A 12274-nucleotide genomic window follows, 5' to 3' on the forward strand; every position below is an offset into this window, starting at 1 on the left:
CCGGCAGCGCGAGGAGCCCTCTTGAGCTCGATGGGCGCCGCCTCCTACCGGGTGGAGACACCGGAGGAGATCGAGGCCAGGCGCAGACGAGCGGCCCGTGAGCGCTATCGCCTTGCTGCGGTCCGCCACACGGCCCTCGTGACCGAGACCACCGCGTACCGCACCTCGTACGGCAAGGCGATCTCCACGATCCGGCGTGCCGCCGAACCGTCACCGCACGCCTCGGCCGACGAACTGGAAGCGGCGGCCACGCGGCTGGACGCGGAGCGGGAACAGGCACGGACCGTGCTCGACGACCAGCTGAAGCGCGCTTTCAGCGAGTCGCTCTCTGCCCTGGCGGCCAGGCCCGCCCCGCGCGTCGCCCGCCGCGCGGCGGCGGCCACTCCCGCTGAAGAGGCCCGGCAGTCCCGCGCCCGCCGGCAACAGGAGTCCGCAGAAAGCGTACGGCGCATGGCCGAACGCGCCGCCGCCCTGCTCGCGCGATTGCCCGCCGCAGTGCCCGCGCAGGTAAGGGAGGAATGCCGGGAGAACGCCGCCGAGATCGCGTCCGCCGGCGAGCAGCGGGCACGCCTCGTCCTCAGTCGGCTGGAGGACCAGGTCCGCACCGCCGAACGCCGTCAGCGGACGGTGGAAGCCGCGGCCGAGCAGGCCGCGGTGCTCCTGGCACGGCTGCAGGACGTGCCGGGTGCGCATGCCGGACGACTGGCCGCCAGGCTCACCGAAGTGATCGAGGAACGACGGGAGAACGTGCCCGCGGATTTCGTCGTGGAAGTCGAACAGGCGGTGGCCGACGCCGATGTCGCCCGCACCCGCAGGATCGCCGCGCAGGCGCTGGCGCGGGTTCTAGCCGACCTCGATTACCAGGTCTCGGAAGGGTTCGAGACCGCGCTCGTGGACGAGGGCACAGCGGTGGCGGGACTGCCCGACCAACCGGGATACGGGCTGAAGATCCTCTTCGACCGGGGGAGCGCACGGCTCAACCACATCGTGGTGCGCGACGCCGGGACGGACGGCGGCGAGCACGCCGACCGGCGGGCACAGCGGGTGTTCTGCGAGGGCCTGACCGCCCTGCACAACGGCCTCGGCCGCTACCACGTACGGCTGAAGGAGCGGTTCGTGGAGGAACCGGGGGTGCGGCCGGTGCCCAGGGTCCCGACGGGAACCGTGCCCCGACGCGACCAGGATCAGGGCCGGCAGCACGGTGGGGAACGGGAGGCATAGAGCATGTCCGAGACACGAGCGACAGCAGGCGGGCCCGACGGGTACGTCTACGGTGCGGCACCGCATGCCGCGGAGGAGCCACGGCCGGCGTGGGTGCGGGAGGTGGAACTCGCCGTCACCGCGCACCCGCAGATCCTGCTCACCGGAAACGTCCACGACCTGTATCTGCTGCCCGATCCGGAACTCGACGGGCGCCCGCGGTACATGCAGCTGGTGGAAGTCCTCGCCACCGTCCTCGCACAGCGGGGCTATGCGGGCCTGCTGACCTGTGCAGGCGGAGAGGGCCTGCAACTCGCCTGGCCCGAGGGTCCGCAACCGCGCGAGGTACAGGACGTTCTCGCCGAGGCCCAGGTGGACCTGGGGCATCATCTGTCGCTCGGGCAGTTGCGGGAGGTCCTGGCCGCGGTCGCCGGGGAGCGTCCGCCAACCGCGGCTCCGGTCGCCCTCGTCATCACGGACGCATCCCGACTGCTCTCGGGGGAGCAGGCCACCGCGGAGGAACGGCTGTTCCTCTCGGTCGCGGACCGGCTGGCCTACCGGGCCCTCCCGTCCGCCGCCGGATATCCCGTCGTGTTCTGGGTGCTCGACCGGGTCAACGACCTGCCCAGCTGGTTCACCACGGGCAACCACACCCTGAGAGTCACCGCCGTGCCAGAGCCGGACCTCGGCACCAGACAGCGCGCCGCCGCCGAGTACGCCCCCCGCATGCTGGCCATGCCGACCGACCCCAGACAGCGGGCCGACCTCGCCCGGCGTTTCGCCGAGGCCACGCACGGCATGCGCTTACGGCAACTGCGCGATGTGGTGGAACTGGCCCGCGCCGCTGACATCCCGGCAGAGCGCATCGAGGACGCCGTACGCACCTTCCGGGTGGGTGTGCCGGACAACCCGTGGCAGCATCCGACTCTGCGCACCCGGCTGGCCGGCGCCGAGGAGACCCTGGGCCACCGGGTACTCGGTCAACCCGACGCCGTACGGCGGGCCGTGGACATCGTCGCCCGTTCGGTGACCGGCCTCGCCGGGGCGCAGAGCGGGGGTACCGGGAGCAAGCCGCGGGGCGTTCTGTTCTTCTCCGGGCCGACCGGCGTGGGCAAGACCGAACTGGCCAAGGCACTCGCCGGCTTGCTCTTCGGTGACGAACAGGCCTATCTGCGTTTCGACATGAGCGAGTTCTCGGCGGAGCACTCCGAGGCCCGGCTGATCGGAGCTCCCCCCGGCTATGTGGGGCACAACGCGGGAGGCGAACTCACCAACGGCATCCGTGAGCAGCCGTTCCGAGTCGTTCTCTTCGACGAGATCGAGAAGGCCCACCCGCGGCTGATGGACAAGTTCCTCCAGATCCTCGACGACGGACGCCTCACCGACGGACGCGGCGCCACCGTGTTCTTCACCGAGACTCTGCTGGTGTTCACCACCAACCTCGGTGTCATCACGGCGGACGAGGAGGGCAAACCGAAGGAGAACGTCACTCCGGACGACGACCTCGAAACGATCGAGAGCCGGGTCCGCGAGCACCTCCAGCTGTACTTCCGGTATCTGCTGGGACGCCCCGAGCTCTACAACCGTATCCAGCAGAACATCGTGGTCTTCGACTTCCTCCGGCCGCCCGTCACCGAGCAGATCGCCGACCGGGCCCTGGACCGAGTCGCCGAGACCGTGCGGCGGGTACACGGCGTCACCGTCGAGTACACCGACGAGGCGCGCGATCGGCTGCGTGAGCTGGTCACGTTCGATCTGCGCAACGGTGGCCGCGGCATCGTGTCCGAGGTCGAGGCCGTACTGGTCAACCCGCTGGCCAGGGAACTGTTCCTGCACCCCAGAACGCTGGGGAGCAGCATCCGGATCACCGGCCTGAAGCCGGACGGACAGAACTGGAAGCTGCTGACGGAATGATTCTCCACATCGCGCGTCTGCATCACCCGGTCACCGCCCTCGGGCCCGGCACCCGCCTCGGCGTCTGGACCCAGGGCTGCGCCCTGGCCTGCCCCGGCTGTCTGTCACGGGACACCTGGGAGGCCGGGCCGGAGCACGCCGTTGGCACCCGGGTGGTGCTGGAATGGTGCGATCGCCCGGACCCCGACGGTATCGACGGGGTGTCCATCAGTGGAGGGGAGCCCTCGGAGCAGCCCCAGGCCCTGGCGGAGCTGTTAGCCGGCCTGGCCGAGCGCCGGGCCCGGCACGGCTGGGATCTGCTGTGCTGGACGGGCCTTGAGGAGGAGCCGTTCGCGGACCGCTGCCCGGAGGCGTACGGGCTGCTCGACGGACTGGTCACCGGACCGTATCGCGTCGTCGAGGCGGGTGGCGGACGCTGGCGTGGATCGGCGAACCAGCGTCTGATCCCGCTCACCGAACTCGGGCAGGAGCGCTACGGGCCCTGGGCGGGTGACGGTCCGGGTCCCGAGCATCCGGCCAAGATGCAGTTCCAGGTCGAGGACGACCGGCTCTATCTGATCGGCGTGCCCCGCCCGGACGACCCGGCCCGGATCCAGAAGGCCCTGGCAGCACAAGGCATTTCCCTGGACGGAGTGACATGGCGGCCCTGATCTGCCCACGCGGACATGACGAGCCAGGCGAGGGGACGACCTGCATCCACTGCGGCGAGTTCCTGCGCAAGGCACCCACGGGAGGAGCCGCGGCCGGCGTCCCGGGGGAGGAGGAGTCACCGCGCCCCCGCCCGCCCAGAGCATCAGCGATGGTGATCTGCGCGGAGGAAGGCTGCGGGATCGTACTCGACGACGGCGTCTGCCCGTTCGACCACCCACAGCCGGACCACGACGGGGCACCCGAGCAGGAGGCCACCGTGCCCCAAGCGCAGGAGCGGGGCGGCCCCGGGCGAGGCCCGCGAGCGGGAACCGGTCCTGGCGGCGGTGCGACGACGTCGCTCTCCGTGGTCTTCCCCTTCGGCACATACCCCGTCGGCTCCACGCCCCTCGTGGTGGGCCGCTCCGTCACCGAGGCCGGCGAACTCGCCGAGCGCATGGATGAGTACGCCCAGTGGACCGGGAACGATTACGGCAATGTCTCCCGTGTCCACGCGATCGCCTGGTCCGACAACGACGGCACGTGGATCCGCCACGTGAGCAGAACCAACGCCACCTGCGTCAACAACACTCCCCTCCCACTCGACGAACCCCACCGCCTGCACCCTGGAGACGTCCTGGCCTTTGCGGCCAGGTTGCGCGCACATGTGGAGGCGTCGGCCGAGGAGTGCTGAAGGGGGCGTTAGCGCTGCCGCCGGGAGCCGGCGTGCATGGCGATCGTGGTCGGCGCGGTTGGGCGCGGAGGCGCGTGTATCGCCTGAGCTTGAGTGCTGCGGGCGAGCGCCGCTGTGGCCAGCGGGTTGGGCCTGGCTGTGGCCTCGCGCGTGATCGAGACCAGTGAGCGGTGGCGGTCGGGGATGTGGTCCAGGGCGCGCGCCACAGGGGTGGGGTCCGTGAACGCGGCGGTGGAGGCCGCAATGAGATGCTGCGGGGTGTATCGGCTGAAGAAGGCCTGCCAGCTCGGCGCGTACACGGGGTCGGTGCCGACGGACATGCGCCACGTCGACTTCTCGAGCGTGAGCAGCTCATCGTACTCGTGGAGCCAGCCGACGCGCATCTGATAGGCGGCGTGGCCGTCGGGGGAGACCGTGCGGAACGGCCGGGAGCCGTGCACTGGCTCCCATCGGTGCCGCGCGGTCAGGGAGGCGGAGCTGATGCCCGTGTAGTGCTGGCCGCCGCTGAGGTAGTCGGCGAAGTTGTTGTGCAGTCCGTTGACGAGGGTCTTGGTGAACGCGGCCACGATCTCGTGGGGTGTGTTTCGGTCGAATGTGGTGATCCAGTCGGGGACGCCGAGCGGGTCCTCGGCGTAGGAGACGGTCCATCCGCCGTAGAAGCTCTCCGCAGCGTTGGCGACGCGTACGCGCTGGCACGGACTGGTGTAGTAGGTGTCGGTGCCGAAGGCGACGGCCTTGGTCCAACCGGGCGCGAGGTCAAGGGCGTTGAAGATACTGTGGCTGTCCCCAGGACCGGCGAGGTAGCCAGGGCTGACCAGGACATCCGAAATCGGGTCGAGGGCAAGGGGATCCGGGCTGGGCATGAGAGGGTCTCCGGGCGGCGGGGCACGGGCGGCTGAGCGGCTCGTGTTGGGGCATGAGGGGGTGGTCGCGCGGCGAAGTCTGGGTGCGGGCACTCGAGTCACCTGGTTCGGGACGGGTGGGAGCGTGCTGTGACGTACGCCGGGACGCGCGGCTGAGGGGCGGAGACGTGCGAGAACAGCTCGGAAGCAGCCGCAGGACTGCGGCGCACGGCGGCGCTCGCCCGTTCGGCCTGCTGAGCTGTCGCACCGTGCTGGTCCGGGCGAGTTGCTGCTGGTTGTGCCTTGCGGGCGAACTCGGCGAGTTCGGCGTACACGGGCGTGAGCCCGCGGGCTGCGGACGTCAGGGTGTACTCGGAGCCTCGGCCGGAGAAGGGGCTCGTGCGGGTGATGAGCTGGTCGGTCTGGAGCTGCGTGATGCGGTAGTGGAACGAGCCGGTGGCGAGCGCGGCTTCGTTTCGCAGCGCGCCGTTGGGAAGGGGGCCGTGCTGTGCGAGGGCATGAAGGAGGGGGACCGCGCCTTTCCCTCGGAGTCGGCCGAGTGCGTCTTCTACGCGTTCCGCCTCTGCGAGTGACGCCGCGTCGTCAGCGAGGTGGGTACGGCGCCAGGCCGAGAGCGCACGGTGGACGGACCGCGCGTCGCGGCCGAGCGGTGTGAGGTCGTACACCCCGAACTGAGGCCGGTCCAGGAGACCGCTCGTCTGCATGCGGCGCACGATCTGGGCCATGGCATGGACACCTATCCGCGGGAGCGCGGAGTTGATGTCGGCAAGGCGCATGGGGCCGTGGTGCTGGATGGTCTGCAGGGTCCAGGTGGTCCAGCGGGGTGAGAGGCGGGCGATGGCCTGGTCGACGAGTTCGGTGTGACGGGTGGGTGAGGGGCTGAGGCTGGGCACGGTGGGGTTCTCCGAAGGGTCGTTGAGCGCCGTCAGCGGGACCGCGCGGCGCGTTCAGACGTGGTGCGGTTCGTGGCGGTGCTCGTGGCCGGAGGCTGCTGGGTACCGGTGACCGGTCGCCCGCTGCGGCGGCGAGGGGAGCGGGCCGTAGCGGCTTGGGCGCGTCGGTCGTGCGGGGACGCGGCGGTGGCCGCCCGCTCGCGCTCCAGCCGAAGGGCCGCGGCGCGGTAGGCGGCATGGTCCTGGCGCTCACCGACCGCGAGCAGGTAGATCTCCCGTTTGTGCTGGGAGGAGGCGGGAGCGTCCCGGTACTGGATGACCAGGCGCCAGCGGGTTTCCGGGTCGACGTAGACCTTGTGGCAGCCGGCCAGTTCGCGCTGGAGGGCGGCGCCGCGTTCGTTGCCGTGGACCAGGTGCTGCAGTTCGAGCAGGGCCAGGTCGCGGATGTTTTCCGGTACGGCGCGCAGGTCGGCCAGAGCCTCGGGATGGGCGGCGAAGGCGTACCGTGCCCGGCTCATCGCGTGCTCCTACGGGAGCGCGCCGGAGCAGGTTCCGATGATCGCGGTGGGGAGACGGGCGCGGGAGCCACGGCGAGGCCGCTGCCGCCGATCGTGGAGCGAGCGCGGGCGGCTACCGCCCGGCGGTCGAAGGCGCACGGTGAGGCAGGTGCCAGGGGGAGCGGCGAGTCCCGCTCCACAACCCACGTGTCCGCTTCCTCGGCGCTGGCGAAGACACCCTCCCGCACGGTGTAGGTGTGCATGTCTTTGGTCGTCTCTTCGAGGAAGAGCCGATACGGCGCGTCCGCGGAGTCGGGGTGGCTGTCGTAGACGAGGGTGCGTACCTCGACGCCGACGTCGAAGGAGCATGGGTTGTCGGTGTAGTGGTCGAGGACCTCGTACCGGTTGCCGGGGTTGGTCCGGAGCAGGTCCTCAAGGCGGGCCGTGACCGCGTCGGCCGGGCGGGGCCCGCGGTGGGGGATCCCTCGGCGGCTTCATGCGGGCAGCCCCGGCCGATCAGCCAGTGCTGCGCCAGCGGAACGACCGGGTGGCGCTCGGACGCGAAGCCGAATGTGCGTTGCTCGATGTCGCGTGTGATGTGCAGGGTGACGTACTCCGCCGTCCCGGGGATGTCCCAGATCGCGGACCGGTCGTACAGCAGGTGTGTTAACTGCACCTTCTCTGGCTCGTTGAGCGAGATGAACTCAACACCAGGGAGCCAGAGTTGCAGGATCTACATCGTGAGCTGATCGAGGGGCGGGCCAGCGTGCCCCGCGTCGGTTCTGTCGTCGAGCTGGAGACCGTACATCCCGAATACGCCGTGCTCGATGCCTCCGGCGTCGTCGTCGAACCCGTCGCGTCGTACCTGCGCGAGCTCGCACTCGATGACAACCGGCCGCTGACCAGCCGAAGCTACGCGTACGACCTGCTGCGTTGGCACAGGCTGCTGTGGTTCCTCGGGGTGGCCTGGGAGCGGGCCACCGAGGCCGAAGCCTCCGCGCTGGTGGGCTGGCTCCGTGTCACTGAGAACCCGCAGCGCGGCCGGAAGAACCCCGGCGCTCCGCCGCCCGGCTCGGTGAACCTGCGGACCGGCAAGCGCTACCTCAGGGCTGGCTACGCGCCCACCACGATCAACCACAACCTCACCGTGATCAGCAGCTTCTACGCCTTCCACCGGCACCACAACCGGGGCCCGCTGGTGAATCCAGTGCCGGAATCACGGGCGCAACGCCAGGTTCTGGCCCATCGTATTCCCGACGCCAACATGCCAGTGTTCCGGCGGGCCCGTCTGCGGCAGCGCGTCAGGCAGACCGACCCGCGCGCGATTCCGGACGCGCTGTGGGACGAGCTCTTCGCAGCGATGACACACAACCGGGACCGGGCGGCGATCTTGCTCTATGTCTCCAGCGGCTCGCGGGCCAGCGAACTCCTGGGTGTCACTCCTGGCGACATCGACTGGCCCGGCCAGCAAATCTACGTGGTGACCAAGGGCACCGACGACCGCGAACCGGTCCCGGTCAGCCCGCAGTCCCTGGTCATCCTGGCCGCTTACCTCGACCAAGCGGGTCTGCCGCCGGCGCACGAGCCGGTTTTCCGCACTCTGCGCGGCGCCGACAAGCCGCTGAGCTACTGGGCGATGCGGCGCGTTTTGCAGCGGGCAAACGAGAAACTCCAGACGAACTGGAGCCTGCACGACCTGCGGCACACCGCCGCGAACCGGATGGCCAACGACCCCAACCTCACCCTCGCTCAAGTGCGGGCGATCATGCGACACGCCGACCTGGCGACCACCGGCCGTTACCTCAACGCCCGCGTCGAGGACCTCTTCGACGCTCTGCAGCAGCACTACAACCGGCCCCGCGTCGAGCGGAGCTTCGCACCGGGATACGACCTCGACGATGTCAAGGCGGTATTCGGTGGTTAGCCGCACCCGGGTCGACACCTACACGGCCCGTAACCGTCGGCAGACCTTCCGCGAGGACCCCGGCCCCGAGCCGACCCGGTTCACCAGCGCCGCCATCAAAGCGGCACCAGCCCCACGGCCGGAGAACCCGCCGGCCCCGTTCGGGGACCTCTCGAAGGCGGAGGTCGTCGAGCTGTGCGGCGTGTCCAGGGACATCCTGCCGGGCCAGAGCGGATCGTCAGCCGAGCAGCGCCGGGCCGGCATCCGGATGCTGTTCCACCATCTGGCGACCCTGCCGGGGAACACGTGGCAGGAACGGTGGGAGACCAGCGGCTTCAACGACGTGAACGCTCCGTCGGTCACCATCCTGGGGCGGCCCGAGGTCCGGTACCACAGCAGCTGCCTGACCTCGGCGCTCAAGATGGCATTCTCCCTGCGGGTCATCCAGCCGTCCGTGCCGGGGTTCAGGGCCAACAAGTTCACCGACTACGCCGAGCCGTTCCGAATCATTCAGAAGGACCCGCGGCTGGACGAGTTCTTCAAGACGGTCGACGCCCAGCCGCACCTGCACCTTGTCCACCGCCAACGGGCGAAGTTCGACCTCACCTGCGCGCTCACCACGCAGGGCATCGCACTGGAACACCTGACGCCGTCCGCTCTGCTGCACTACTCGCTGGAGAACAAGAAGCTCGGCCTCACCCCCGGCGCCGTCAACAACACCACCCGCTTCGCGGCCCTGGGCGCCTGGGAGATCCTGCATCGAATGGGGCACCTCCCGCCCGGGACGGCCCCGACGCTCCGGATGTTCATCTACAGCGGCCAGTACACCGTCGAGGAACTCGTCGACCGTTACGGCATCAGGAACGCCGGCGTCCGCCAGCTCCTGATCGACTACCTCGTCCGGCGCCGCGCGGACACCGACTACATCACCATCGAGGGGCTCTCCCGCAATCTGGCCAGCCTGTTCTGGGCGGCCATCGAGCGCATCAACCCCAACCAGCAGAACCTCGCGCTCAGTTCAGATGTCTACGATCAGTGGCGAGCCGAGCTCCAGTACCAGCAGAGAGACCGGACCAAGCAACGCAAGGGTGCCGCCAGTATCCTGCTGGCCGTCCGCGGTCTCTATGTCGACCTGCACAGCTGGGCAATCGCCGAACCCGGGCGCTGGGCCCAGTGGGTCGCTCCCTGCCCGATCATGCCGCGCGATCTCAAGGGCTTCGGGAAACGCCGCCGGGAGATCAACCGGCGGATGGCCGACAGAACCCGAGTCCGCCAGCCGCTGCTGCCCGTACTCGTCCAGCACGTCGAGGCACGCTATGAACACCTGACCAGCCTCCTCGAAGCCGCCACGCCGGTCCCCTTGGGCGCACCCTTCGTGCACCAGGGACGCAGCTACAGCCGCACCGACTCACGGGATGACCGGCGCAGGGCCACCATCTTCTCTGACCCGTCCGTCCGGGTCATCGACCACGGCACCGGCGAGACCATTCACGTGACCATGGCCGAGGATGCGGCCTTCTGGGAGTGGGCGGCGGTCGAGATCCTGCGGCACAGCGGCATTCGCATCGAGGAGCTCTGCGAGCTGACCCACCTCAGCGTCCGCCAATACCAGCGGCCCAACGGCGAGGCCATCGCGCTCCTTGTGATCGCCCCGTCCAAGAGCGAACGCGAGCGGGTCATTCCCATGTCCGCCGACCTCTTCCACGCCGTCGCCCAGATCGTCCGCCGCCAGACCCGGAGTGCCCGGACCATTCCGCTGGTCAGCCGCTACGACCCCCACGAGAAGACCTGGTCCGAGCCCATGCCGTTCCTGCTGCAACGCCAGCTCGGCACCGTCCGGGGCGTCATGGCCGCCGGCACCGTCCTCAACATGCTCACCCGCACCTGCGGGGAGATCGGCGAGACCAACCCGGCGTTCGCCAAGTTCACCCCGCACGACTTCCGTAGACTCTTCGCCACCGACATCGTCAACGGCGGCCTGCCCATCCACATCGGAGCCGCTTTGCTCGGACACCTGAATCTGCAGACCACTCAGGGCTACGTCGCGGTGTTCGCCGAGGACATCGTCAGGCACTACCAGGAGTTCCTCAACCACCGTAGGTCGCTCCGGCCCGAGGGGGAGTACGTCGACGTCCCCCCTGGCGAGTGGGAGGAGTTCGAGGAGCACTTCGACAAGCGCAAGGTCGAACTCGGCAACTGCGCTCGCCCCTATGGATCACCTTGTCAGTATGAGCACGCATGTATCCGCTGTCCTATGCTCCAGGTCAACCCCAAGATGCTGCCCCGGCTCGCCGACCTGGAGAAGGACCTCCTCCTCCGGCGCAAGCACGCCGAGGAAGAGCAGTGGCTCGGAGAGATCGAGGGCATCGACCTGACCCTGACCTTCCTCCGCACCAAGCAGGCCGACGCTGCACGGCTCAGGCGACGGCCCCCCGTCGATCTCGGCCTTCCGCATCCACGCTCGCCCTGGACATGATCGACGAGACGCGGTTCCTGGGGCTTGGCTGTCGCTGTCGCCGACGACGCTTCACGGAGATGATGCCGCCTTCCGACTGCGCACCGGCACCAGACACGGCCGCGGCCTCGCTCTGTCGCGGCCGGAGGCCACAACGCGCCTATACAGTGAAAGCTGGTCACCGCGGTCGGTCGGGCGTTCGATCGGTGTAGTGGGATGGAAGGCTTCTGACGGCACTGGCCGCAGCGGCTTCAAGCGCGTGTACGGGCGTCAGGAGCCAGGCAGGACCGTCCTGACTGACAGTGCACTGGCCCCCATCTGATGTCTCGAACGCTGTAGTACTTACCGTCGCCATGGGATACCTGGCGTCGATAGACTGTCATCTCCCAAGTTGCAGGGTGGACCGAGATGGCCATGCACCGAAGAGCCGTACTCTCCAGCGTCGTTGTCGGAGTTGTCATCGCTTGCCTGTCGGTCCTTTCGGCGACTGCGAGCCAGGACGCTGGTGACGGAGATGGGCAAGGGGGTCGGTTCGAGGTGACAGACGGCCAGGGACGCACTCCCTCAGCCAACCCTCGCACCGCACAGGAGCGCGAAGCCTGGACTCAGGACGAGACGCCCGAACAGGCGCGGAGGAGAATTGATTACCTCGAGAGTCTTGAGTCGAGTCGCCCAAGCGGCAGTCGCTAACCCCCGGCGATAGACCGCTGATGCGGTGCACTGCTAGTCTCCGATGACGCGAGTCCCAGCGGGCGCTGCAATTGAGACAATTCCCGGTGCGCGGGTGGAGCGCGGGCTGGATGTGACGGTCCCTTCCCAGAGGTTGGTCAGTCGGCCCTCAGGGGTGCGGCTCAACACCATTGGACCACCCGCCTGACGTGCGGCCGGGTGAGTCGATCACCCGGCCCGCTTCAGTTGCCGATCGAGAAACCCATTGGCTAATCGATCCTGGTGAAGGCCGACCGGTGCACCCTCACCGCCAGACCTTGACGACGCCCGTGACCTCGCCGTAGCTAACGCTGCAACCCCCTGATCTCGATGCGCGGGCAGCCTGCGCCCCCTCCATTGCGATCTTGCAATCCCGAGCCATGCAAGTCTGCGTGAATTCGATCAACCCCTCCATCCGTGCGGCACTTTTGTGTGAAGATCAGCTCGCGCCGTCGGCAATTGCCGCTGGCGTACTTCGGCTTGCCTGAAAAGTGTGGAGGGATTCCGCTTGCGAAGATCA

9 protein-coding genes are annotated in these 12274 nt (G+C 68.9%); 6 read left to right on the forward strand and 3 right to left on the reverse strand.

Annotation, left to right across the window (positions count from 1 at the left end):
- Window positions 1-21: 21 nt before the first annotated feature.
- The 4 genes from C1J00_RS03665 to C1J00_RS03680 are packed head-to-tail and all read left to right on the forward strand — an operon-like array spanning window position 22 to window position 4435.
- Window positions 22-1221, forward strand: a complete 1200-nt coding sequence (locus C1J00_RS03665; protein ID WP_146046127.1) for a hypothetical protein — start codon at window positions 22-24, stop codon at window positions 1219-1221.
- Between the two features lie 3 nt (window positions 1222-1224).
- Window positions 1225-3114, forward strand: coding sequence for an AAA family ATPase (locus tag C1J00_RS03670; RefSeq protein WP_146046128.1), 1890 nt, complete (start codon window positions 1225-1227; stop codon window positions 3112-3114).
- Window positions 3111-3764: a 4Fe-4S cluster-binding domain-containing protein gene (locus C1J00_RS03675; protein ID WP_102907584.1), complete on the forward strand. Its 654-nt coding sequence runs from the start codon at window positions 3111-3113 to the stop codon at window positions 3762-3764. Before C1J00_RS03670 ends, C1J00_RS03675 begins: the two co-directional genes overlap by 4 nt.
- Entirely contained in the window at window positions 3752-4435 is a 684-nt protein-coding gene (locus tag C1J00_RS03680; protein WP_102907585.1) for an FHA domain-containing protein, read from the forward strand. Before C1J00_RS03675 ends, C1J00_RS03680 begins: the two co-directional genes overlap by 13 nt.
- An 8-nt stretch (window positions 4436-4443) precedes the next feature.
- Here the strand turns inward: C1J00_RS03680 and C1J00_RS03685 are convergent, their stop codons facing one another.
- From C1J00_RS03685 to C1J00_RS03695, 3 genes are all read right to left on the reverse strand, one after another.
- Window positions 4444-5298, reverse strand: coding sequence for an SPDY domain-containing protein (locus C1J00_RS03685; RefSeq protein WP_102907586.1), 855 nt, complete (start codon window positions 5296-5298; stop codon window positions 4444-4446).
- Window positions 5299-5396: 98 nt separating this feature from the next.
- On the reverse strand, window positions 5397-6191 hold the full coding sequence (locus C1J00_RS03690; RefSeq protein WP_245936176.1) for a winged helix-turn-helix transcriptional regulator: 795 nt from the start codon (window positions 6189-6191) through the stop codon (window positions 5397-5399).
- 32 nt (window positions 6192-6223) lie between these two features.
- Complete coding sequence (locus C1J00_RS03695) at window positions 6224-6709, reverse strand: type II toxin-antitoxin system RelE family toxin (RefSeq protein WP_102907587.1); 486 nt, start codon at window positions 6707-6709, stop codon at window positions 6224-6226.
- A 703-nt stretch (window positions 6710-7412) separates the two neighbouring features.
- Here C1J00_RS03695 and C1J00_RS03700 point away from each other — a divergent pair.
- Window positions 7413-8612, forward strand: a complete 1200-nt coding sequence (locus C1J00_RS03700; protein WP_180989391.1) for a tyrosine-type recombinase/integrase — start codon at window positions 7413-7415, stop codon at window positions 8610-8612.
- A complete protein-coding gene (locus C1J00_RS03705; protein ID WP_245936177.1) occupies window positions 8605-11067 on the forward strand; it encodes a tyrosine-type recombinase/integrase in 2463 nt (820 codons plus the stop codon). Before C1J00_RS03700 ends, C1J00_RS03705 begins: the two co-directional genes overlap by 8 nt.
- Window positions 11068-12274 lie beyond the last annotated feature (1207 nt).

It is taken from the genome of Streptomyces cahuitamycinicus, assembly GCF_002891435.1.
GTDB lineage: Bacteria > Actinomycetota > Actinomycetes > Streptomycetales > Streptomycetaceae > Streptomyces > Streptomyces cahuitamycinicus.